Below are 22,865 nucleotides of genomic sequence, written 5' to 3' on the forward strand. Positions count from 1 at the left end.
CGCCGATAATGCCCCAGTCGCGGTCGCCCGCGCCCATCGCATCGTCGGTGTAGACGGCCTGATGCGCGCGGTGGAAGGCGCCGATGCCGATATGGACGATGCCCGCCGCCTGGGCGGCGCGGTCGTAACCCGGCGCCTGCACCGACGCCGGGAGCGGTGTTTGTGCCGACAGCCTCACAGCTTGTACGCGGCCTTGGCGAGATTGTAGCTGAGGTCGACCGCGAGTTCGGCCGCCTCCCATTCCTCCATCCGGTGCTCGGCGACCAATTGCGCGAGGAAGCCGCAATCGATGCGCCGCGCGACGTCGTGGCGCGCGGGGATCGAGAGGAAGGCGCGCGTGTCGTCATTGAAGCCGACTGTATTATAGAAGCCTGCGGTCTCGGTGGTCTGGCTGCGGAAGCGCCGCATCCCCTCGGGGCTGTCGTGGAACCACCACGCCGGGCCGAGCTTCAGCGCGGGGTAATGCCCCGCGAGCGGCGCGAGTTCGCGCGCATAGCTCGTCTCGTCCAATGTGAAGAGGATGATCGTCAGCGCGGCCTCGTTGCCATAACGCCCGAGCAGCGGGCGCAGCGCGTGGACATAGTCGGTCGCCATCGGGATATCGGCGCCCTTGTCGCGGCCATAGTGGGCGAACAGCCACGGGTTATGGTTGCGGAAGGCGCCGGGGTGGATTTGCATGACGAGCCCGTCGTCGAGGCTCATCCCCGCCATCACCGTCAGCATATGCGCGCGGAACAGCTCGGCATCGGCGGCGCTGACATCGTCGCCGGTGACGCGTGCGAAGAGAACTTCGGCTTCAGCGTCCGAGAGATCGGCGGTTGCGGCGGTCGGGTGGCCGTGGTCGGTCGAGGTCGCGCCCATTTCAGCGAAGAAAGCGCGGCGGTTGCGGTGGGCGGCGAGATAACCGGCGTAGCTGAACGCATCTTCGCCCGACAGTTCGGAAAAGCGCTGGAGATTATCGCGAAAGCCTTCGAATTCGGGGTCGACGACCGAGTCGGGGCGATAGGCGGTGATCACGCGCCCGCCCCATTCGCCGCTGGCATTCGCGGCGCGGATCGCGGCGTGGTGTTCGAGCGTGTCGAGGGGGCTTTCGGTCGTCGCGATCACCTCGATCCCGAAGCGGTCGAAGAGCGCGCGCGGGCGGAAGGCGTCGGTCGAAAGTGCCTCGGTGATACGGTCGTAATAAAGGTCCGAGGTCTCGGCCGAAAATTGCACGTCGAAGCCGAACGCCTCGGCGAACACCCAGTCCATCCACATCCGCGACGGGGTGCCGCGAAAGAGATGGTAGTTTTGCGCGAAGAGCCGCCAGCTTTCACGCGGATCGGCCGCCGGGTTGCGGATGCCGAGCGCACCCAGCGATATGCCCTGCGAATAGAGCATCCGAAATACATAATGATCGGGGTGAAGCAGCAGCTCCGCCGCATTGCCGAAGGGCGCGTTGCCCGCAAACCAGCCGGGATCGGTGTGGCCGTGCGGGCTGACGATCGGCAGACCCGCCACTTCCCCATAGAGCCGGCGCGCGATGTCGCGCTGCGCCGGATCGGACGGAAAGAGGCGGTCGGGGGAGAGGAGCAGCGGACGCGGCATCGCGCTATTTCGCGCTTTCGACGCTGACCGGCGCAAGGCGCGGGCTCAATATGTGGACCGCGAGCACGGCAAGGAAATAGACGGTCGTGCAGGCGGCGAAGATGAGCGTGTAATTGCCCCCCGTCGCGTCGAGCACGAGCCCGGTCGATTTCGCCATGATCATGCCGCCGACGCCGCCCATGAAGCCGCCGAGCCCGATTACCGATCCGACCGCGCGTTTCGGGAACATGTCGGGCGGGATCGACAGGATCGTCGACGAAAAGGCCTGGTGCCCCGCGAGCGCGATGCCGATCAGCACGACCGCGAGCCACATATTGTCGAGCCCGGTGACGAACAGCAGCGGCAGCACGCAGAGGCCCGCGCCGATCATCGTGACCTTGCGCGCGAAATTGACGCTGTGGCCCGCCTGGATGAGCTTCGACGACACCCAGCCGCCGAGGATGCTGCCGGCGTCGGAGAGCAGATACATGATGATCATCGGCAGCAGCACGATCTTCAGATCGACGTCATATGTGGTGCTGAAATATTTGGGCAGCCAGAAGAGCATCAGGAACCACACCGGGTCGGTCAGGAATTTGGCGACCGCGAACGCCCACGCCTCGCGCTTGGTGACGATGGCGCCCCAGCCGAGCCGCTCGACCTTTTCGGGCGGGTCATGTTCGATCCATGCGAGTTCGGCCTCGCTGACCTTTCCGCTCTCGCGCGGATTGCTGTAGAACCAGAGCCAGAGGATCAGCAGCAGGGCGCCGAAGGCCCCGGTGTAGATGAAGGTTTCGCGCCAGTCGAAGCCGAGCACGCGCATGAACAGCGCGACCGTCGGCGCGGTCAGGATGACGCCGATCGTCGTCGCGCTGTTGACCCAGCCGATCGCATAGGAGCGTTCCTTTTGCGGGAACCATTCGCTCGACGCGCGGACGACCGAGGGGAAATGCCCCGCCTCGCCGACGCCGAGGATGACGCGCGCGAGCATGAAAGAGACGACCGACGCGGCGAAACCGTGCGCGACATGGCCGACGGTCCAGATCGAGATCGCGATCGCATAGCCGATCTTGGGGCCGAAGCGGTCGATCAGCCAACCCATGAGGAGAAAGCCCAGCGCATAGGCGAACTGGAAGGCGGTGACGATGTTGCCATAGTCGTTCTCGGTCCATTTGAGCTCGTCGCCGAGGGTCGGCGCAAGCAGCCCGAGCATGGTGCGGTCGATATAATTGACCGTGGTCGCAGCGAACAGTAGCGCGACGATCAGCCAGCGATAACGCCCCGACCGAGGCACTGGCGCCGCCGTCCCTCCGTCCGCGAATGCCTGTGCCATAATCCTCTCCTGTTATTTGCTCTAAAAGCTTCTGATCGAGCAGCCGACGCGGATTTTTCCGTCGAAGATTGCTTCGGCACGCTGGCTCGGCCGGATTTCATGGATACCGGTGATCGCACCCGCGGACACCCATGTCCCGGGTGGAATAGCTATGCCGCGCGCGCGGAGGATGCGAATCAGGAACAGCGCCGAGCCGAAGGGGCCGTCGAGCATGGCCTCCATTGTCGCGGTGCCGACGGTTTCGCCGTCGATCGTCATTTCGACCGGCATGCGGATGAGGTCGGCGTCCTCCCAGCCGGCGATCGGCGGGCCGAGGATCAGCCCCTTGTTGTTGCCATAGTCCGACGCCGTGACCGCGGGACCGTGGCGGTTGATTTCGGGAAAGGGCGAACTCGCGATTTCGATACCCGTGCGGACGTCGGCGATGCAGTGCTTCACGCTGTCGATATCATAATCGCGCGTGCCGACCTCGCCGAAACAAAGCAGCACTTCGGCCTCGGCCGCGGCGAATCCGTCGGCATAGACGGGCATCACAGGCTGTTCGGCGGCACCCACGATTTCGTCGGCGAAGATCGGGCCGGTCAGGCGGTTGCCGCCATAGCGGGTGACGAGTTCGGGCGCGATTCGTCCGACTTTCCAGCCGCCGATGCGGCGGCCGTCGAGCGCGATCGCGCTGTCCTGAATCGCATAAGCCTCGGCCATCGTCTGCGGCATCGCGCCGGGATAGGCGGTAAGCGGTGTCTTTCGCCCACGCGCGTCGATCAGGGCCCGCGCTATATTCTCTTGATCGCTTGTCGCCAGCATCTTTCTCATTTCCCTCTTCCGCGATGTGGTGTAAGAGACACCGGTGTCAAAGGCAAGCGAATATCGGATGTATGACAAATAGCCTCGTCCTGCCGGGTGTCGGGCGACGATGACCGGCGTCGGCAAAATCCATGCGATCCGCGTCCATGACGCGGACAATGTCGCGACCGCGATTGCCGATATCGGTGCGGGCGAGGCGCTCTTCGGCGATAGCGGCCTTCGCGCATCGGTCGCCGTCGAACGCGGACACAAGATCGCGCTCGCGCCGATCGCGCGCGGCGTGGCGGTGGTCAAATATGGCTTTCCGATCGGCACCGCGACCGCCGACATCGCGCCCGGCGAGCATGTGCACAGCCACAATCTGACGACCGCGCTCGGCGGTGGCGGCGACTATCTTTATGCGCCGCCTCCCGCAGGCGCGGCGCCCGCGGCCGGACCCTCCCGGACCTTTTCAGGCTATCTCCGCGCCGACGGCCGCGTCGGAACGCGCAACGAGATATGGATTCTACCGACCGTCGGCTGCGTCGGCAATCTTGCCGCACGCGTCGCGCGGATCGCGGGCGAGCGCCATGCGGGGCGGGTCGACGGGGTGCATGCCTTCAAGCATCCTTTCGGCTGTTCGCAGCTCGGCGACGACCTTGGCCATACGCGCGCGCTGCTCGCGGCGCTCGCGCAGCACCCCAATGCGGGCGGCGTGCTGATCGTCGGCCTCGGGTGCGAGAGCAACCAGCTCGGCGCGCTGCTCGATAGCATTCCCGCCGAACGCCGCGCGCATATCCGAACCCTGTCGGCGCAGGCGGTCGAGGATGACGAGGCCGTCTGCCTCGCGCTGGTCGATGAGCTGGTGGCGGAATGCGCCGATACGCCGCGCACCGATATGCCGCTGGCGAAACTGGTGCTCGGGGTCAAATGCGGCGGCTCGGACGGTCTGTCGGGCCTTACCGCCAACCCGCTCGTCGGGCGCATGGCCGATACCATCGCGGCGGCGGGCGGCAAGGTGGTGCTGACCGAAATCCCCGAAATTTTCGGCGCCGAACAGCTGCTGATGGACCGCGCGGTGTCGCGCGCGGTGTTCGACGAAGCCGTCGCGCTCGTTCGCGATTTCAAGCAATATTTCATCCGTCACGGCGAACCGGTGAGCGAAAATCCCTCGCCCGGCAATATCGCGGGCGGGATCACGACGCTCGAGGAAAAGTCATTGGGCGCGGTGCAGAAGGGCGGCCAGGTGTCGCTCGTCGATGTCCGCCGCTACGGCGGCGAGGCGATGCTTCCCGGCCTCACCCTGCTCGAAGCGCCTGGCAACGATGCGGTGTCGTCGACCGCGCTGACGGCGGCGGGCGCGACGGTGATCCTCTTTACGACCGGACGCGGCACGCCGCTCGGCTTTCCGGCGCCGACCCTCAAGATCGCGTCGAACAGCGCGCTCGCCGGACGCAAGCCGGGGTGGATCGATTTCGACGCCGGGCAGGTGCTCGATGCTGGTTTCGATCAGGCTGCGGACGCGCTGCTCGACCTCGTCGCCGCCACCGCTTCGGGCGCGCCGACCAAGGCCGAAGCCAATGCGGAACGCGATATCGCGATCTGGAAATCGGGCGTGACGCTTTAATCGAACGCCGTGAAGGTGAAATTGCGGAAGCGTGCCTCCCCCGCTCCCGCCGAATAAAGGCCGGGACGCAGCATCAGGAAACCGCCGCGCACATTATGGTGATATCCCGACACCTCCATGCCGCGGTCGAAGCGGACCCACGTCTTTCCGCCGTCGCCGCTCGTGTCATAGGTGACGATATGACGGTCGTTGGTGACGCGCATCCGCATCCTTGATCCGTGCGGGTTGGCGGGGCGCGCGCGCTCGATGCCATATTGGTGGGTGACGAACCGCGCGCCGTCGAAGCCGAGCCCGCAATAGAGCCTCTCGTCATAGAAGAGGATCAGCCCCGCAGTGCCGCCCGGCGCGATCTCGATATCGCATTCGAAGCGGTACGCCTGATCGCCCGCGATCAGGAGCAGCGGCGAGGAGTCGACCGGCGCCTCGCCGCGCGCCGCCAGCACCAGTGCGCCGTCCTCGACGCGCGCGCGGCTGGGTTCGTCGGCGGCGGGCTTGAAGAAATTCCATTTCGCGCCGAGCGCAAGCGTCGCGAAATCGTCCGAAAGCGCCATGCCGTGCGGCCCTGCGACCGTGCCGCCCTTCGGCTTCGCGATCGGCCGCGACAGGTCGCCGCCCTTCATGCGGAACCAGCCGTCGCCGGTCCATTCGATCGGGTCGAGCAAAGCCTGCCGCCCGAGCGTCCAATAGCCATTCTCATAGCCATGATAGACGCTCCACCAGTCACCCGCCGGCCCTTCGACGAGCGTCGCATGGCCGCGCGACCACCATTTTTCGGCGGCCGAAACGGTGCGAACGAGCGGGTTGGCGGGGCAATTTTCCCATGGCCCGTGGATCGACTTCGACCGCGCCGCGATGACCATATGGCCGGTCGGCGGCCCGGCGGTGCCGCCGACCGCGGTGATCATGTAATAATAGGCGCCACGCCGCGTGATCTTCGGCCCCTCGGGCGCGAAACCCTCGACGACCCAGTCGGACGGATAGCGCCACGGGTCATAGACATGCTCGGGCTCGCCGACGCGCGACAGTCCGTCATCCGACAGGCGAACGCGATCGCCCCCCGACAGGAACAGCCAGCGCGACCCGTCTTCGCCGACCGCATGGCCGGGGTCGATATGGTTCGGCAGATCGAGATCGACCGGGTCGCTCCACGGTCCCTCGATCCGGTCGGCCCAGATCACCCAGCTGGTGTTCGGGCCCTTTGTGGGAATGTAGAGATAATAGCGGCCGTCATGCTTGCAGAGTTCGGGCGCCCAGACCGAACCGATATTGCGGGTCAGCGCGGGGCCGATCGGGCGCCAGTTCACCAGATCGCGCGAATGCCAGATGACCAGGCCCGGATAGCTATCGAAGGTCGAGAAGGTCATATAATAGTCGGCGCCGTCCTTCAGGATCGACGGATCGGGATGGTCGCCCGCCATGATCGGGTTGAGGAAACCTCCGTCGCCAAGGTCGGCCTTGCGCTGGCCATCGAAGCCTCTTGCCCACGCCGGCGCGGGGCCGGGTGAAGCGGGCGCCGCGCGGGCGGGGACGACTAAGCCCGCCGGGGCACCGAAACCCGTCAGCCCCGTCCCCAGCAATCCCGCTCCCGCCAGTTTGAGCATGTCGCGCCGATCGGTCACATCATTCTCCTCGAAAAAAGAAAGGCCCGGCCCCCGCAAGCGAAGGCCGGGCCTCACCGGGACGAAATCAACTCGTGTCAGATCTTGAAGCGTGCACCGAACAGGAAGGTGCGACCGTAGTGATTATTCTCGTAATTGCGGTTCGCTTCGAGATCGGTGAAGCGATAGCGATAATCGTCGGTCAGGTTGGTGCCCTCGATCGACAGTTCGATATTGTCGGTCAGCGCATAGCGGATCGACGCATCGACGTTGAACGAGCTGCCATAACCTTCGAACACATTGTTGTTGCCGCTGGTGCTGTCGTTATAGCCGCTGCGCCACGCGGCCGACGTGCGGACCGAGAATTTGCCGTCGTCATAATAGACGGTGGCATTCCACGCGCGCTTGGCGAGGCCGAGCAGCGGCTGGGTGAAGGTGCTGGCGGCCGGCGCCTCCAACCGGTTGTCGTCGGGATCATATACCAGCGGACCGCGGATGGCGTAATCGACGTCGCTCTTCACGAAGGTCGTGTTGCCGAGCACGCCGAAGTGGCGCAGCGAATCCGAAAAGACCGAGAAGGGCAGCTGCAACGACAGCTCGACGCCCTTCAGGCTGGCACCGGGACCGTTGACGGTCGTCCGGAATTCGAACTCGCGGCCCGGATTGCCCCCCTCGACGATCGCCTGATAGGCGGGCGTTCCCGGCGTCAGCAGCGCGAGCGGCAGGCCGCTCGACGCATAGGTGCCCTGGAAGCTGTCCGAGAGCGGGAAGCTTTCGATATCCTTGGCGAACAGCGCCACCGACGCGATCGCCCCCGGTGCGAAATACCATTCGGCCGCGAGGTCGAAGGTCGTCGCGCGATAGGGTTCGAGGAACGGGTTGCCCGAGCTGATGCGGAAATTGAACTGGTCGACCGAACCGCCCGGGGTCAGGCTGCCCAGCGTCGGACGCGTGATCACCTTGGCGATCGCGCCGCGCAGGATGACGCTGTCGGTCGGGTGCAGGTTGACGTTGAACGAGGGCAGCCAGTCGTCATAGGTCCGGTCGACCGTGACGAAGGTGCCGCTGGTGAAGCCCGATGACGACTGATCGGTCTTGGCATAGCGGACGCCGGCATTGCCCGTCATCCGCATGCCGAGCACGTCGGTCTCGAACTCCGCCATGAACCAGCCGCCATAGGTTTTTTCGGTGACGGCGCGCTGTTCGCCCTGCTGGAGCTGCGCGGGGCGGCCATAGAGATCGATCAGCGCGGTGCCCGCGTCGAGATCGGGAATGATCCAGGCGTTGGTGTTACCCGACGGTTGCCCGGCGTCGCCGAGTTCGAACAGCTCGGCGATGTCCGAGGTGACCGGCAAGCCGCCCGTACCCGGGGCGCAGGTGAAGGCGCTGCAATAGCTGCTGTCGCGGCGATAGCCGACGGTGTCGAAATCGAACTGGCGATAGAAGCCGCCGCCGCGCATCTTGAACCGGTCGGCGACGTCCCAGTCGAAATCGGCCGCGAAGGTCTTGAACTTGTTGGTCAGGAAGGACGGCCGGTCGCGGAATTCGGCGAGCACGAAGGACGAGGGATCGTCGATGCCGGCGCCAAAGGTCAGCAGCGGATATTTCATATTCGTATAATCGTAGCGATAGCCGGTCGCGTCGACATCGTCGAAGGCGAGGGTCGTTTCGACCGGAATGTCGGCCTGCGACTTGGAGATGCCGCCGAGAAGATTGACCGCGAACGCGTCGGTCAGGCGCTGTTCGAGGCGGCCCGAAATCTGGTAGAATTCGGTCTTGCTCTGGCGTGAATAGCGTTCGGTGCGGACATAGACATTGTCGAGGTCGGCGGCGATGAGATTGTTGTCGCCGTCGATCGTGTAGTTCGAAACGTCGATCGCGTCCTCTTCGCTACGCAGCAGCACCTCGCCCCAAAATTCGTCGCGCGTCTCCTTGAAGGTCGAATAGAGGCCGTCGATCGAGATTTTGGTGTTTTCGCTCGGTTCCCACTGAATCGACGCGGTGGCGCCGAGGCGCTCGCGGTCGTGACTGACGAGGCCGTAGCGCGGGATGCGCGGGTGAAAGGCTTCGGCGACCTCGATGCAGCCGTCCGAGGGGTTGTCGACGAAGCTCGATCCGGCGAGGCAGGTGACGCCATCGACACTGCGGAACGGCGCCTGCGCCCAGCGCACGCTGTTGTTGCCGAGTTCGTGCGTCTTGTAATCAGCCCAGGCGACCGACGCCGAGACGCCGAACGTCCGGTCGGCATTGGTCCAGGCGATGAGGCCCGCGAGGCGCGGATCGACGTCCTTGGTCAGGTCGTTGTAGCGCCCCTGCACCGAGGCGACGGCGGTGAAACCTTCCTTGCCGCCGAGCGGGTTGCCCGTGTTGAGATCGACCACGGCACCCAATGAACCTTCGTCGAGCGATGCCGACGCCGTCTTGTGGACCACGAGCGAGGTAAAGAGTTCGGACGCGAAAACGTTGAAGTCGAACGCGCGGTCGCGGTTCGCCGAGGCGCCGTCGGTCGAGGTGGCGATCGTTTCCATGCCGTTGAGGCGGACGCGGGTGAATTGGGCGCCGAGTCCGCGGACGGTGATCGCGCGGCCCTCGCCGGCGTCGCGCTGGATCGAAATCCCCGGGATGCGCTGGAGCGACTCGGCGAGATTCTGGTCGGGGAATTTGGCAATATCCTCGGCGACGATGACGTCGACCGCCGAGATCGAATCGCGCTTCTGGTCGAGCGCCTTGTCGAGCGAAGCGCGGAAGCCGGTGACGACGATCTCGTCCTCGCTTGCGACGGCTTCGGCGTCCTGCGCATGGGCCGGTGCCAGCGCCAGTGCGGCCAGCGAGGCGCCACACGCCAGCCGGGTCAAAGCGCGAACGCTTCGCATTGCATGAATAACCATCATCATCCTCCCTTGTGCCCCGTTGCCCCCGCTCGCGCAAGAAATGACACCGGTTACTTTGCTGGACGAAGCGATCTGGCTCGCCGCTTCATCCGTCGATTTTTCAGAGAGTGAGATTGGCCGCCGCCATGCGCCGCGGACCGGATCAGACCCTCTCCCTTGGAAATATTTTCTCGTTGACCGATTGGGGTAACCGGTGTCAGGAAGATTGAAGGATATGGGTAGCCGTGTCAATACCCAAAGAATAGGGAGAGAGAGATGCGCCGGAAACCTTGGATTACTGCGCTTTTTCTGGCGCTTGCGATGTCGGCTGTACCGGCGTCGGCCGCCGATGCCGCACCATCGGCCTTCCCCGGTGCGGTCGGCCCGGCGGCCGCAACGCCCGGGGGGCGCGGCGGCAAGATCCTGCGCGTGACGACGCTCGCGCCCGATGGTCCGGGGTCGCTGAAAGCGGCGATCGAGACGCCGGGGCCGCGCATCATCGTGTTCGAAGTCGGCGGCGTGATCGACATGGGCCGCAAGACGATCGAGATCAAACATCCATATCTGACGATCGCCGGCCAGACCGCGCCGGGACCGGGGGTCACCCTGATCCGCACCGGCATCGACGTGAAGACGCACGACGTCGTGATGCGCCATTTGCGCGTCTATACCGGCGCCGACGGCCAGCCGAAGCGCAGCGGCTGGGAGGCCGATACCTTCTCGACCCTCGCGGCGCAGAATGTCATCGTCGATCACTGCACTTTCCTGTGGGGGATCGACGAGAATATGTCGGCATCGGGCCCGCGCTTCACCGGCAAGAGCGTCGCGGAGTGGCGGAAGGGAACGAGCCACAACATCAGCTTTTCGAACAACCTCGCCGCCGAAGGCCTCGCCGACGCGAGCCATCCCAAGGGCGAGCACAGCAAGGGATCGCTGATCCACGACAATGCGACGGGCATCGTCTTCTATCGCAACGTCTGGGCGCATAATGTCGAGCGCAACCCGCTGATCAAGGGTGGCGGGCAGGCGCTGATGATCAACAATCTGATCTACAACCCGCAGCATCGCGCGGTGCATTATAACCTGATGAACCTCGAATGGGTCGGGCATGATTATGTGACGGGGCAGATCACCGCGATCGGCAATGTGATGCGCGGCGGTAACGACACCGACGAGGGCCTGCCCTTCCTCATGCTCGGCGGCGACGGCGACCTCGACTATTATGGCAAGGACAATCTGGCGGTCGACCGCCACGGCGAGCCGCTTCCCGAGTTCGGGCGCTATGGCGAGACGCAGGCCAAGCTGATCCGCGCCAAGACGCCGCTGGCGCCGACGGACGGTTATCGCATCCTGCCGTCGCGCGACGTCGAAACCTCGGTGCTCGCGACCGCCGGCGCCCGGCCCTGGGCGCGCGACGCCGAGGAGATCCGCATTCTCTTCTTTGTCGCCGAAGGGCGCGGCGACGTCATCGATGACGAAAAGGAGGTCAGCGCCTATCCCAAGGTCGCAGCGCCGGTGCGCGCGCCCTTCGTCGAGAAGGATTGGGACCTTACGACGATGGAACCGAAGTCTGGCCGTTACCCCGGCCAGACCGCACCGATGCCGCAGGAGCATCTGTCGGCGCGCGATCGTGCGTCGCGTGGAGAAGGACAATGAGCGCGCTGCTTGCGATCCTTCTCGCGAACGCCGCCGCCCCCGCGATGATCGTGATCGACGAAGCCGCGACGGTGCGCGAAGAAGCGCCGCCACATGGCGCGATCGGCATGTCGACCGCATACCGGATCAGCGATGCGGTGCCCGCGCCGCGCAGCTTCGAATTTCGCAAGCGCGCGCTGCATGTCGGCGCGGCGATCGGCGCCCACCCCATCGACCATGACGAGATTTATTACGTCCTCTCGGGCACCGGCATCGTCCATTCGGACGGCGAGGAGAAGGCGCTGAAAGCCGGAATGGCGGCGTGGCTTTACAAGGGCGCGAGGGTCGGCATCCGCCAGACGGGCAGCGTGCCGCTCGTGCTGATCGTCGCCTATCCGAACAAGGAGGCCGGGCGATGACCGTCGGCCGCCGCTCGCTGCTGACTGCGAGCCTCGCGCTGCCTTTCGCAAGCGCGGCGGCGCGCGCAGCGTGGACGCGGCCCGCCGGCCTGACCCCCGATGCGAGCATCGCGCTCTGGCCCGAAGGCCATATCGCGCCGCCCGCGGGCCTCGTCGAAAAGGTCGTGCAGCGCAGCGACGATCCGCAAGCCAGCGACCGGATGCTCGAGCGCATCACGCGCCCGCGGCTCGACATCTTCCGCCCCGCCAAACCCAATGGCGCGGCGGTGATCCTCGCCCCCGGCGGCGGCTATCGCTATGTCGTGGTCGACAAGGAAGGCTATGAACTGGCGCGCTGGCTGACGGTGCGCGGCGTCACCGTCTATGTTCTTTTCTATCGCCTGCCCGGCGACGGCTGGGCGAACGGCGCCGACGTCCCGCTCGCCGATGCGCAGCGCGCGGTGCGGCTCGTGCGCAGCCGCGCGCGGATCGACGGGATCGACCCGGCGCACGTCGCCTTCGGCGGCTTTTCGGCGGGCGGGCAGGTCGCGACGAGCCTGCTCACGCGCTTCGACGCAAAGCTTTACGATCCGCTCGATACCGCCGACACGCTGCCGGCGCGGCCCGATGCGCTCGCCGCCATCTATCCCGTCGTATCGATGGATCCCGCGATCGCGCATGCAATGAGCCGCGAGAAATTGATCGGCGCGGACGCCGACGCGAGGCGCGAGAAAGCCTATTCGCCCGAACGCAATGTCCGCGCCGACCAGCCGCCGCTGTGGCTGCTCCACGCCGAGGACGACGATGTCGTGAAGGTCGAGAACAGCGCGCGGCTGCGCGAAGCGACGCGCGGCATCGCCGCGCCGGTCGAGGCGCATTTCTTCGAGCGCGGCGGGCATGGCTTCGGGTTGATGAAGACGGCGGGGCTGCCCGTCGCAATCTGGCCCGAGTTGCTGTGGAACTGGCTCGCCTCGCACAAGCTCGTTTGACCAATATGTCATCCCGGCGAAGGCCGGGATGACGCTATGAGAGTATGAACGCGCTTCAACTGCCCGGCTGGATATAGGGCACACGCGCAAACAGCTCGCGTTCCCATCGGCGCGGATCGCTCTCGACGCGGCTCCCGGTGTCGAATATCATCGTTTGCCGCTGCGCAAGATCATAGGTCGGCCACCCCGGATCGCCGGTGCGTGCGAAGCGGACGAAAACGTCCATGACGCGGTCGCTCATCGCCTGCTGTGCGGAGGTCGGATCGGGCGTCGTGCCGAAGCTGAGGCCGATGTCGTCGGTGTGCTTCGCGCTCTCGAAATCGAGCTGGTAGACGAAGGCGGGCGCTCCGGCACGCGCGCGCGCTTCGGCTTCCTCGACCTGTCCGCGCCAGCTGCGCGCGGCGGTGACGATGCGGTGGAATAGCTCGAGCGGCGGCGCGTCAGGGTAGCGCGCGCGGAACTGCGCCACGACCCACTCGGGATGGATGTCGATCCGCATCTCGGGCGCGATCCGTGCGGCGAGATTGGCGAAATCGAGCCCCGCGAGCTGCTTGCCGTCGGGCGCGTAGAAAGCGCGCGTCTCCATCACCGTGTTGCCGAGCATCATCGGAACGCCTAGCGACTGCGGCGCGGCGTCGGGCCAGAAGGGGTGGCGCGTCAGATGCTTCATGTCGAGCACGGGCCCCATATAGACCGAGCCGCCGAGGATCGGGTCGATCGCCGCCAGCGCGGTTACGAGCTGCTCGACCGGCGCGGTCGCGGGATCGACATTTTTGCCGAGTTTATCGAGAAACGCCTCGGCGCGTCTGGTGGCGTTGAGTGGCCCCGACGCGGTGACTTGCTGGCCGCTCATCGTGATCGCCTTGTGGAACAGGCCTTTCGCGGCGGGCATCACCATCAGCGTCGCGATCTTCGCGCCGCCCCCCGACTGGCCGAAGACGGTGACATTGGCGGGATCGCCGCCGAACGCCGCAATATTGCGCCGGACCCATTGCAGCGCGACGATCAGGTCGAGCTGCCCCGCATTGCCGCTGTCGGGGAAGCGCGGATCGAGGCGCGCGAGATAGAGATAGCCGAGCGCGTTGAGGCGATGGTTGACGGTAACCACGACGACATCGCCGCGCGCCGCGAGCCGCGCGCCGTCGTTGACCGGATCGGTGACGCTGCCGGCCGAATAGGCGCCGCCGTGGAAATAGACCATGACCGGACGCTTGCGCTTCATCTCGATGTGGGGGGTCCAGACGTTGAGGAACAGGCAGTCTTCGGATCGCGGCTGATAGCTCTCGCCCCTCTGCGGGCAGGCGGGGCCGAAGATGTCGTGGCGCAGTTGTTCGGACGCCATCACCGGGGTTGGCGCGCGGAAGCGATCGGCGCGGCCATAGCGGATTCCGGTAAAGGCCCAGGCGCTGCCATCGCCGAAGCTGCGACGTTTGCCTGACTGATACATGCCGTCGGCGGCGTCCACCGCGCCGATATGATGGATCGGCGCAAATGTGTCCGCACGCGCGATGACCGGGAAAAGCAGCGCGCCAGCCGCCAGCAGCGCGCGACGCGTCGGCTCAGCGCCGGACATCGAGCCCGCCGCCATGAAAGGCATCGATATCGGCCTGCCCGAACCGGCTCGCATCCCCCGGCAGCGAATGTTTGAGCGCGGTCAGCGCAAGCCCGCTCTCCGCCATCGCTTTGGCATCGCCGCCCGACAAATGCGCGTGAAGTACCCCGGCGGCAAAGGCGTCGCCCGCGCCGATGCGATCGACGATGCCGGTGACGTCGACCTCATCGGTCTGGTGGCCGCCGCTCCGCAGGTCGACCCGCGCGGCAATGCGGTGATGGTCGGCGGTGACGGTGTGGCGGGCGGTCGAGGCGATCAGCGCGAGGCCCGGGAAGGCGGCAAAGCCCGCCTCGGCTGCCTCGCGCCGCCTGTCTTCGCCGTCGCCGCTGAATTCCTGCCCCAGCACCAGCGACAGGTCGCGATGGTTGCCGAACAAAATGTCGGCGCTGTCGATCAATGCCGTCAGGACCGAACGCGGGTCGCTATCCCACGCCTCCCACAGCATCGCGCGGTAATTGCCGTCGAAGCTGACCGGCACGCCGAGCCGCTTCGCCGCGCGCGCCGCGGCGAGCGCGGATTCGGCCGAGCGCGGCCCGAGCGCGGGGGTGATGCCCGACAGGTGGAGCAGGCCCGCGCCCGCGAGCAGGCGGTCGAAATCATAGTCCTCGGGCCCGGTCGCCGCGAAGCTCGACCCGGCGCGGTCGTAGACGATCTCGGACGCGCGCAGCCCCGCGCCGACGCTGAGGAAATAGAGCCCCATGCGCCCCGGGTGAAGCGTGACGGCGGCGCAGTCGACGCCCGCGCCGCGCACCGCCGCCACCGCACCGCGACCCAGCGCGTTCGAAGGAACCTTGCTGACCATCGCGCAAGCATGGCCGAGGTGCGCGAGCCCGATCGCGACGTTGGCTTCGGCGCCGCCGACGTGGAGCGACAGCGACGGCGACTGCATCAACAGCTCATTGCCCGGCGCGGTCAGGCGGATCAGCAGTTCGCCGAAAAAGACGAGGCGACCGGTCATGGCGCGATGCTAGCGCGCGAGCCAGCCGCCGTCGACGGCGAGGATATGGCCCTGCACATAGTCCGACGCCGGCGACGCGAGGAAGACCGCAGCGCCGCCAATATCGCTCGGGTCGCCCCAGCGTCCGGCCGGGATGCGTTCCATGATCTGGCGGTTACGCGTCGCGTCGCCTTGCAGCGCGGCGGTGTTGTTCGTCGCGATATAGCCGGGGGCGATCGCGTTGACCTGCACGCCCTTCGCCGCCCATTCGTTCGCGAGCAGCTTGGTAAGCCCGCCGACCCCTGATTTCGACGCGGTATAGCTCGGCACGCGAATGCCGCCCTGAAAGGTCAGCATCGAGGCGATGTTGATGATCTTGCCCGAACCGCGCGCGATCATGTGACGCCCGACGCCTTGGCACAGGAAGAAGAGCGTCTTCAAATTGGTGTCCATCACCGCGTCCCAGTCGGCCTCGGTGAAGTCGACCGCATCGGCGCGGCGGATGATGCCGGCATTGTTGACGAGGATGTCGATGCGGCCGAATTCGGCGAGCACCGCATCGACGAGCGGCTGGACCGCGCCGACGCTCGACAGGTCGGCGGCGAAATTCTCGGCCCTATGTCCGAGCCCGCGGACCTTGCCGACGGTCTCGTCGGCGGGCGAGCGGCCCGCGGCGGCGATGTCGGCACCGGCCTCGGCGAGCGCAAGCGCAATCCCCTGCCCGATGCCGGTGTTGGCGCCGGTGACGAGCGCGACTTTTCCGGTGAGGTCGAACATCTTCATCTTCTTACCCTTCGTCATGCCGGACTTGATCCGGCATCCATTTCGGCGGTGTTGTCCGGATCCCGGATCAGGTCCGGGGTGACGATAATGGTTACGACAGCTGACAGATGTCGAGGACGTTCATGTCGGTATAATCCTGATTCTCGCCCGCCATCGCCCAGATGAAGGCATAGGATTTCGTGCCCGCGCCCATGTGAATCGACCAGGGCGGCGAGATCACCGCTTCCTCATTCTGCATCACGATGTGGCGCGTCGCCTCGCCCTCGCCCATGAAGTGCATGACGCGGTCGGTGTCGACATTGTCCAGCTCGAAGTAGAAATAGATCTCGCTGCGGCGCTCGTGGATGTGCGGCGGCATCGTGTTCCAGACGCTGCCTTCCTTGAGCACGGTGAGGCCCATGACGAGCTGCGCGCTGTCGCACACGCCCGGAATGACGAGCTGGAAGATCGTGCGCTCGTTCGATTCGGCGAGGCTGCCGCGGTCGAGCGCATTGGCGTCGGCGATGCCGAGCTTGCGCGTGGTGAACGCCTTGTGCGCCGGGCACGACGCCAGATAATAGCGCGCGCCCTCACCCGCGAAGGCGACGTCCTTCGCGCCCATCGTCACATAGAGGCAATCCTTGTTGCCGAGCGTGAAGCTCTCGCCGTCGACGGTCACCGTGCCTTGCACCGACGACACATTGACGATCGCGAGTTCGCGGCGCTCGAGGAAAGGGTGCCCCGCGGCCGACGGCGGTTCGGTCTGCGCAGGCAGCTTGACGGGCGCGCCGCCCACCGCGACGCCGCCGATCACGAAACGGTCGGCGTGGGTGTAATTGAGGACGCATTCGCCGGTGCGGAATAGATTCTGGATCAGGTAGCGATCGCGCAGCTCGGCATTCGACACCTCCTCCATCATCACGGGATGGGTGGCGTAATAGGTCTTGGAAAACATGGGATCGCATCCTCGCTCGATATTTCTGGGCTTGCCGCCTTGCTAGTTTTGATGGTAACCGGTGTCAAGAGTTGTCGGCACTTCCGCCGGGCGTTGATTTTACGCGTTCGAGCGCCCATCAGCATAGAAAAGCGCGGGTCTGGCCAGAGGCTCCGCAGGGGAAAGAGCGAATATGGCGGCACAAAATAAGGGGCCGGGGGGCAAGCAGCCGACGATCAACGATGTCGCGGCGTTGGCGGGGGTGTCGAAGAAGACGGTGAGCCGGGTGATCAACCGGTCCGAATTCCTGACCGACAAGACGCGCGCGGCGGTCGAAAAGGCGATCGAGCAGCTCGGCTTCGTTCCCAATCCGCAGGCGCGCGCGCTCGCCTTTCGTCGCAATTTTCTGATCGCGCTGCTCCACGACAATCCGAACGCGCAGACGGTGCTCAATTTCCAGCGCGGGGTGCTCGACGCGATCAAGGACAGCGACCTCGCGCTGCTCGTCCGCCCCGTCGACCGCGGGTCGGACAAGATGCTCGACGACGTCCGCACCTTCCTTGAAAAGCAGCGCCCGATCGGCGCGATGCTGCTGCCTCCGATCTCGGAGAATGATGATCTCGCCGCGCTCTGCGAGGATCTTGGCGTGCGCTATGTCCGCATCGGGTCGGCACGGATCGACGATGCGAAGCGCTGCATCTCGTCGAATGACCGCGAAGTGGTCGCCGAAGCGGTGCGCGGGCTCGTCGCGCTCGGCCATCGCCGCATCGGCTTCGTGCGCGGTCCTGTCGGCTTCCGTTCGGCCGCCGAGCGCGAAGAGGGGTTCCGCGCGGCGCTCGCCGAGGCGGGGCTCGACCTGCCCGCCGAACTTTATGCGCCCGGCAATTATCGCTACACCGCGGGCATCGAGGCCGGTGAAGCCCTGCTCTCGCGGGCCGAACCCCCGACCGCGGTCTTCTGCTCGAACGACGAGATGGCGGCGGGCCTGATGAGCGTCGCGCATGGCAAGGGCATCAAGGTGCCGGGCGAGCTGTCGATCATCGGGTTCGACGACAGCCCGACCGCGACGCATATCTGGCCCGCGCTCAGCACCGTGCGCTGGCCGATCCGCGAAATGGGCATCCGCGCCGCGCAGACGCTCGTTCCCGATTTCCTGGGGCCGGGCGCGAAGGCATCGAGCGACGAGAGCAATGTGCTCGCCTCGACCTTCGTCGAACGCCAGTCGGTCGGCCCGCCACCGGGGCGTTAGAGCCGGATCGGATTCGACTGAAACACCGTCTTCTTTATTTCGTCATCCCGGCGAAGGCCGGGATCTCGACCTCGCCTTCTGACGCACCGGCGAGATCCCGGCTGTCGCCGGGATGACGATGTTGAAGAGAGCGTCAGCGACGCCGGCGCGCGAGCTGATATTCGTAAAGCGACGGCACCGCGTCGACCGCTTGCCCCGTGCCCTCGATATAGGGCGTCGGCGTATAGCTGACCCGGATCTTTCGGTTCGCGTGCAGCCCGACGATCCGCTCGCCCGGCCCTTCGAGCCCGCTGGTGATCGCCACGCTGGCATCGGCGGGGATGCTTTCGGGCACGACAAGCTTCGCGTTCCAAAGCGTGTTGTAGAGGCCGTGCCCGGGCTTCCAGTAAGGCGCTCCGCCGCCGACCCAGAGCTGATACTGCCAACCGTCCTTGCCCTGCTTCGGATCGATGTGCATTTCGATCTGGTCGAACAGATTCTGGTGGTTCGATCCGCTGTGCTGGTCGATGATCGCATCCCTGTCGACGACCGCGCGCAGAAACACCGACCGCGTCGAGCGCGTGTTGATGCTCACGGGGTGGACCGCCGGATTTTCGACTTTCAGATGCTTGACCAGCACATTGTGCACCGCGCCGACGTGTACCGAATAATGCGCGCGGCGGTCGCCCGTCGTTATGATGTCGGAAATCGTCAGGCTTGCGGCATTGTCGGTCAATATGCCGCTGTCCGCCCGGTCGATCGTCAGCCCCCGGATCCAGCCGTCGAACACGCCGGTCATATAGATGCCGTTATAACCCTGCTCGAGATGATGGCCGAAGGCGGGCGCTTCGGGAAATTGCAGCCGCAGATTCTGGATGCCGACGTTGGTCAGATGCTTCCAGTCGGCGACCACCGCGGGCTGGTCGGCGCGGATGTCGTGGAGCAGCGGATCGCCGAGCGTCACCGTCTTGCCGCGGATCGCCGCGACGCGCGTCGCCTGCGCGACCACCGGCCGGTTCGGAAAGGTCCAGTGGTGCGAACCGATCGGCAGGTCGGTGTCGCCGTAAAGCGATGTCAGGATCCTGCTCTTCGGTCCGTCGACCGAAAACCATTGCAGCTGGACGATGTCGCCGACCTTCAGCTTGGACGGATCGTCGACCGTCAGCGTGCGGGCGAACTGCTTGCCCGATATCCCGGTCGCGAGCACCGGATCGCGAACATCCTTTGTCCCGTCGTAGGAGACCGGCCGGCTGCCCTCGGGCGCGACAAAGATCATCCCGCCCGCCCACGTATATTCGGTGAAGAGATAGTCGATATTATGCTCGGGCTCGACCTGCTGCTTCTTTTCGCGCACCAGATATTCGCGCAGCTCGTCATAATCGTGGCTCTTGTCGATGAGCTTGAGCGGGCGCGGGAACCAGAGCTCGCTGCCGCCGGGGCCATCGCCCGCGCCGTCGAGGACGATGTCGCTGCGCGTAATACGCAATACTTCGGTGATCTGCGTCCGCCCTTTCGGGAAGCGCAGCGTCACTTTGCCCTTCACCGCATTGGCGGCGGCGAGCGCGCGGAGCACCGCCTTGCTATCGTCGAGCCCGTCGTCGGGGATCGCGCCATGATCGGTCACTTCGATGATCGTCCCGGCATCGGCGGGGATCGACGCGAGGCCGAAGCCATAACCCGCATAGGAAAAATCGGGCAGCGGGTTCGCCGCCACCGTCGCGGGGTCCGACAGGATCTTGGGCAATTTCCCCGGCTGCGCCTGAACCGGAAAAATCAGCGTCGCACCCAGCGCCACAACCGAAACGAGACGCGCACGCCCTTTACCCAAGATCATCACTCATCCACTCCCTGCGGCCCGGTGACATGGCGGCGCGCGACCGCCGCCGCCATGTCGGGGACCCCTTTTAGAACTTCGCGCGCACGCCGACCGAGAAACGCCGCTCGGACAAGGCATAGCTGTTGAGCGCGGTCGTGTTGAAATTGCTATATTCGCTCGTCGCCGATTTTTTCGGCAGCAGATTCTGCGCTTGCAGCGACAGCGCGATATTGTCGGTGATGTCGACCCCGAGCTGGGCGTCGAGCTGCGAGCGCGCGCCGATGAAGCTCGGGCGTCCTTGCGAAAATTCGAACACCGCCTCGTCGCGGTAATTATAGGCGATGCGCGCCGAAAACGGCCCCTTTTCATAGAGACCGACGAGGTTGTAGCTGTTCTTCGACACCGCGACGAGCGGGAAGCCGGCATTATCTTCGGCATCCGAATAGGTGTAATTGGCGATCACGCCGAAGCCGTCGAGCGGCGAGGGCAGAAAGTCCATGAACTGCTGGATGCCGATCTCGAACCCCTTTATCTTTGCGCTCGCCAGATTTTCGGGACGTGAGAAGGTCAGTTCGCGGCCCTGATCGTCGAGATCGAGATCGACCCCGGTGGTCACGAAGCTCGCGATGAAATTCTTGACGTCTTTGTAAAAGACCGCACCCGAGATCAGCGAGCTTTTCCCCGTATAATATTCGAAACTGATATCGGCCTGCGTCGCGATCGGCGGTTCGAGATTCACATTGCCGCCGGTGACCGACAGATTGGTCGCATTGAAAAAAGTCGAGGGCGCAAGGTCGGCGATCGAGGCACGCTGCATCGTCTGCGATCCCGACACGCGGACAAGGAAATCGTCGGTGACGTTGAAGGCGATGTTCGCGCTGGGCAGCACATTGGTGTAGCGGTTCTTGTCGTTGCGCAGCGTGCTGACCGCGCCGACGTTGACGTATGAGTCGACCGACAGCCGTGTCGACGCGATGCGCACGCCCGCGTTTGCCTTGTACGGGATGCCCGCGATCTCGCCCTCGCCCGACACCATCAGATAGCCCGCGAGCGTCTTTTCGCTGAAATCATAGTCGCGCTGGAGGTTGGGCAGCAGCGTCGAGCGGCCATCGGGATCGGGGTTCGGTTCGGCCGCCTGCGCGCGGTTGAAAACAAAGTCGTAGGTCGGCGCGGTGCTCAGGAAGCTGCGCGGGAAGCTGCCCGGAATGTCGGACAGGAAATCGTCGGCATCGACCAGCTTCAGATAGGGTTCGATTTCCTCGCGCGTCGGGGTGACCTGGCTACGGAAGGCGTTCGAGCGCGCGTGGAGGTCGGTATAACGCACTCCGGCGGCGATCGTGACCCCGCTGCCGGCCTCGTAGCTGACGTCGAGCTTGCCCGTCCATTCCTCAAGCAGGCCGAGCAGGCGGTTGCTGCGCACGCCGTTGTTCGCGGGATTGTAGGAGGCATAATCGGTCGGATCGAACGTCCCGCCGAGCGTCAGCGACGGGATCGTCTGGTCGCGAAAATCGAACGCGCCGGGCACCGCGGCGGTGCCCTGCAGCGTGATGATCTGGATCGTCTGATCGATCGTGCCCTTGCTGTAATAGCCGTCGGCCTCGATCGTCAGCCCGTTGTCGCCTTCATATTTGCCGTTGAGGCCATAGAGGAAGCTTTCGGTCGGTTCGTTGCGGATCTGTCCCGCGGTGGTGACAGTGCCGTTCGCATTGCCCGCGACCACCATGCCGTCCTCGACCACGGGGTTCGTCACCGGGTTGGTACCGGTGGGCAGGCGGAAGGCAAAGAAATCCTGGCGGCGCCCCGTCTTGAGCTTCGAATAGAGCGCGTCGGCGGTGACCGTGAATTCGGGCGTCACCGCAAACTGGATCGCGCCGTTGAGCCCGAGCCGCGAGCGATCGACGGTGAACTGTTCATATTGGAGCAGCACCGGCGTCTGCTGGACGGTCGTCGTCCCGCCGGCGGTGTAATTGCGGTCGAGGAAATTGTTGCGCTCGAACGCCTGCGTCGTCGAGGTGCGCTTCTGATATTCGCCCGCAAGCATGACGCCGATGCGGCCGTCGGCGAACTTGGTCGTCGCGAAGCCGGTGATCGCGGGTTCGAACTTGTCGCTGTTCTCCGAATAGACGCCCTGCGCGCGCAGCGAGACCGTCGGCTCCTTGAACGACAGCGGCTTCGGCGTGACGAGGTTGACTGTGCCGCCGAGCCCGCCCTCGGCTTGGCTCGCAAGCGGCGATTTGCGCACTTCGAGGCGCCCGAACAGGCTCGACGGCACCGAATCGAGCCCCGACGAGCGGCCGAGCTGGTCATTCTCGGGCGGCGACAGCCGCGCTGACCAGCCGAGCAAAGTGCGCCCGTCGACCTCGACGCGCACCTGCTGGAGCCCGCGCACCAACACCGACTGGCCCTCGCCGAAGACGCGGGTGATCTGGACGCCGGTGACACGCTGCAGCGCCTCGGCGACATTGGCGTCGGGAAGCTTGCCCACATCCTCGGCGGTGATGACGTCGAGCACCTGATCGGCCTCGCGCTTGATATCCGCCGCCTGCTCGAGCGAAGCGCGAATGCCGGTCACGACGATCGCATCCTCCTCCGCCGGCGCGCCCGCTGCGTCCTGCGCATGAGCCGGCGTCATCGCCAGCGCGGCCAGCGACGCGCCGCCCGCGAGCTTCGCCACTATCCCGATGCCCCGTCTTGCCTGAATAGCCATATCCATCCTCCCACCCGGGCGCGGGGACTTGCCGCCCGAGCGCCCGTTTTCCACGGATTGCGACCAATGC

General features: G+C 65.5%; 16 protein-coding genes and 1 pseudogene. 5 read left to right on the forward strand and 12 right to left on the reverse strand.

Features of this window, described 5'->3' with window-relative positions; genetic code table 11:
* From FG95_RS21160 to FG95_RS16690, 4 genes and pseudogenes are all read right to left on the reverse strand, one after another.
* Nucleotides 1-142 (reverse strand): annotated as a pseudogene (locus tag FG95_RS21160) (mannitol dehydrogenase family protein); the annotation flags it as partial.
* A 32-nt stretch (nucleotides 143-174) separates the two neighbouring features.
* Nucleotides 175-1,587: a glucuronate isomerase gene (gene uxaC, locus FG95_RS16680; protein ID WP_037557352.1), complete on the reverse strand. Its 1,413-nt coding sequence runs from the start codon at nucleotides 1,585-1,587 to the stop codon at nucleotides 175-177.
* A 4-nt stretch (nucleotides 1,588-1,591) separates the two neighbouring features.
* Nucleotides 1,592-2,899, reverse strand: coding sequence for an MFS transporter (locus FG95_RS16685; RefSeq protein ID WP_052182461.1), 1,308 nt, complete (start codon nucleotides 2,897-2,899; stop codon nucleotides 1,592-1,594).
* Nucleotides 2,900-2,920: 21 nt separating this feature from the next.
* Nucleotides 2,921-3,712 (reverse strand): 2-keto-4-pentenoate hydratase, encoded by a 792-nt coding sequence (locus FG95_RS16690; protein ID WP_235211601.1) that lies wholly within the window; start codon nucleotides 3,710-3,712, stop codon nucleotides 2,921-2,923.
* 100 nt (nucleotides 3,713-3,812) lie between these two features.
* On the opposite strand from FG95_RS16690, the gene FG95_RS16695 reads away from it, so the two are divergent.
* Nucleotides 3,813-5,309, forward strand: coding sequence for a UxaA family hydrolase (locus tag FG95_RS16695; protein WP_037557354.1), 1,497 nt, complete (start codon nucleotides 3,813-3,815; stop codon nucleotides 5,307-5,309).
* On the opposite strand, the gene FG95_RS16700 is transcribed toward FG95_RS16695, so the two are convergent.
* Both FG95_RS16700 and FG95_RS16705 read right to left on the reverse strand, forming a co-directional pair.
* Complete coding sequence (locus tag FG95_RS16700) at nucleotides 5,306-6,910, reverse strand: family 43 glycosylhydrolase (protein ID WP_081933226.1); 1,605 nt, start codon at nucleotides 6,908-6,910, stop codon at nucleotides 5,306-5,308. The genes FG95_RS16695 and FG95_RS16700 overlap by 4 nt on opposite strands.
* Nucleotides 6,911-7,005: 95 nt before the next feature.
* A complete protein-coding gene (locus FG95_RS16705; RefSeq protein ID WP_081933227.1) occupies nucleotides 7,006-9,795 on the reverse strand; it encodes a TonB-dependent receptor in 2,790 nt (929 codons plus the stop codon).
* A gap of 258 nt (nucleotides 9,796-10,053) precedes the next feature.
* Here FG95_RS16705 and FG95_RS16710 point away from each other — a divergent pair, with 258 nt between their 5' ends.
* The 3 genes from FG95_RS16710 to FG95_RS16720 are packed head-to-tail and all read left to right on the forward strand — an operon-like array spanning nucleotide 10,054 to nucleotide 12,799.
* On the forward strand, nucleotides 10,054-11,433 hold the full coding sequence (locus FG95_RS16710; protein ID WP_037557357.1) for a pectate lyase family protein: 1,380 nt from the start codon (nucleotides 10,054-10,056) through the stop codon (nucleotides 11,431-11,433).
* Nucleotides 11,430-11,831, forward strand: a complete 402-nt coding sequence (locus tag FG95_RS16715; protein ID WP_037557359.1) for a cupin domain-containing protein — start codon at nucleotides 11,430-11,432, stop codon at nucleotides 11,829-11,831. Before FG95_RS16710 ends, FG95_RS16715 begins: the two co-directional genes overlap by 4 nt.
* Nucleotides 11,828-12,799: an alpha/beta hydrolase gene (locus FG95_RS16720; protein WP_037557360.1), complete on the forward strand. Its 972-nt coding sequence runs from the start codon at nucleotides 11,828-11,830 to the stop codon at nucleotides 12,797-12,799. The genes FG95_RS16715 and FG95_RS16720 overlap by 4 nt, the downstream gene beginning before the upstream one ends.
* 55 nt (nucleotides 12,800-12,854) lie before the next feature.
* On the opposite strand, the gene FG95_RS16725 is transcribed toward FG95_RS16720, so the two are convergent.
* The 4 genes from FG95_RS16725 to kduI form a co-directional block, all read right to left on the reverse strand.
* Entirely contained in the window at nucleotides 12,855-14,372 is a 1,518-nt protein-coding gene (locus FG95_RS16725) for a carboxylesterase/lipase family protein (RefSeq protein WP_037557507.1), read from the reverse strand.
* On the reverse strand, nucleotides 14,359-15,369 hold the full coding sequence (locus FG95_RS16730; protein WP_037557361.1) for a sugar kinase: 1,011 nt from the start codon (nucleotides 15,367-15,369) through the stop codon (nucleotides 14,359-14,361). The genes FG95_RS16725 and FG95_RS16730 overlap by 14 nt, the downstream gene beginning before the upstream one ends.
* A 9-nt stretch (nucleotides 15,370-15,378) precedes the next feature.
* Nucleotides 15,379-16,131, reverse strand: coding sequence for a 2-dehydro-3-deoxy-D-gluconate 5-dehydrogenase KduD (gene kduD / locus FG95_RS16735; RefSeq protein WP_037557508.1), 753 nt, complete (start codon nucleotides 16,129-16,131; stop codon nucleotides 15,379-15,381).
* Nucleotides 16,132-16,222: 91 nt separating this feature from the next.
* On the reverse strand, nucleotides 16,223-17,065 hold the full coding sequence (kduI, locus tag FG95_RS16740; RefSeq protein ID WP_037557362.1) for a 5-dehydro-4-deoxy-D-glucuronate isomerase: 843 nt from the start codon (nucleotides 17,063-17,065) through the stop codon (nucleotides 16,223-16,225).
* Between the two features lie 172 nt (nucleotides 17,066-17,237).
* On the opposite strand from kduI, the gene FG95_RS16745 reads away from it, so the two are divergent.
* Nucleotides 17,238-18,293: a LacI family DNA-binding transcriptional regulator gene (locus FG95_RS16745; protein WP_037557363.1), complete on the forward strand. Its 1,056-nt coding sequence runs from the start codon at nucleotides 17,238-17,240 to the stop codon at nucleotides 18,291-18,293.
* Nucleotides 18,294-18,426: 133 nt separating this feature from the next.
* Here FG95_RS16745 and FG95_RS16750 read toward each other — a convergent pair whose 3' ends face one another.
* Together FG95_RS16750 and FG95_RS16755 are read right to left on the reverse strand one after the other, a co-directional pair.
* Nucleotides 18,427-20,106 carry a hypothetical protein gene (locus FG95_RS16750; protein WP_037557365.1) on the reverse strand — a complete coding sequence of 560 codons (1,680 nt, stop codon included), beginning with the start codon at nucleotides 20,104-20,106 and terminating at the stop codon, nucleotides 18,427-18,429.
* A gap of 70 nt (nucleotides 20,107-20,176) precedes the next feature.
* Nucleotides 20,177-22,795 carry a TonB-dependent receptor gene (locus FG95_RS16755; protein ID WP_161786572.1) on the reverse strand — a complete coding sequence of 873 codons (2,619 nt, stop codon included), beginning with the start codon at nucleotides 22,793-22,795 and terminating at the stop codon, nucleotides 20,177-20,179.
* Nucleotides 22,796-22,865 lie beyond the last annotated feature (70 nt).

The organism is Sphingopyxis sp. LC363 (genome assembly GCF_000756385.1).
Taxonomy (GTDB): domain Bacteria; phylum Pseudomonadota; class Alphaproteobacteria; order Sphingomonadales; family Sphingomonadaceae; genus Sphingopyxis.

Coding starts and splice junctions, on each gene's coding strand:
- uxaC (WP_037557352.1), bottom strand. CDS start 1,587: ATGCCGCGTCCGCTGCTCCTCTCCCCCGACCGCCTCTTTCCGTCCGAT.
- FG95_RS16685 (WP_052182461.1), bottom strand. CDS start 2,899: ATGGCACAGGCATTCGCGGACGGAGGGACGGCGGCGCCAGTGCCTCGG.
- FG95_RS16690 (WP_235211601.1), bottom strand. CDS start 3,712: ATGAGAAAGATGCTGGCGACAAGCGATCAAGAGAATATAGCGCGGGCC.
- FG95_RS16695 (WP_037557354.1), top strand. CDS start 3,813: ATGACCGGCGTCGGCAAAATCCATGCGATCCGCGTCCATGACGCGGAC.
- FG95_RS16700 (WP_081933226.1), bottom strand. CDS start 6,910: ATGCTCAAACTGGCGGGAGCGGGATTGCTGGGGACGGGGCTGACGGGT.
- FG95_RS16705 (WP_081933227.1), bottom strand. CDS start 9,795: ATGGTTATTCATGCAATGCGAAGCGTTCGCGCTTTGACCCGGCTGGCG.
- FG95_RS16710 (WP_037557357.1), top strand. CDS start 10,054: ATGCGCCGGAAACCTTGGATTACTGCGCTTTTTCTGGCGCTTGCGATG.
- FG95_RS16715 (WP_037557359.1), top strand. CDS start 11,430: ATGAGCGCGCTGCTTGCGATCCTTCTCGCGAACGCCGCCGCCCCCGCG.
- FG95_RS16720 (WP_037557360.1), top strand. CDS start 11,828: ATGACCGTCGGCCGCCGCTCGCTGCTGACTGCGAGCCTCGCGCTGCCT.
- FG95_RS16725 (WP_037557507.1), bottom strand. CDS start 14,372: ATGTCCGGCGCTGAGCCGACGCGTCGCGCGCTGCTGGCGGCTGGCGCG.
- FG95_RS16730 (WP_037557361.1), bottom strand. CDS start 15,369: ATGACCGGTCGCCTCGTCTTTTTCGGCGAACTGCTGATCCGCCTGACC.
- kduD (WP_037557508.1), bottom strand. CDS start 16,131: ATGAAGATGTTCGACCTCACCGGAAAAGTCGCGCTCGTCACCGGCGCC.
- kduI (WP_037557362.1), bottom strand. CDS start 17,065: ATGTTTTCCAAGACCTATTACGCCACCCATCCCGTGATGATGGAGGAG.
- FG95_RS16745 (WP_037557363.1), top strand. CDS start 17,238: ATGGCGGCACAAAATAAGGGGCCGGGGGGCAAGCAGCCGACGATCAAC.
- FG95_RS16750 (WP_037557365.1), bottom strand. CDS start 20,106: ATGATCTTGGGTAAAGGGCGTGCGCGTCTCGTTTCGGTTGTGGCGCTG.
- FG95_RS16755 (WP_161786572.1), bottom strand. CDS start 22,795: ATGGCTATTCAGGCAAGACGGGGCATCGGGATAGTGGCGAAGCTCGCG.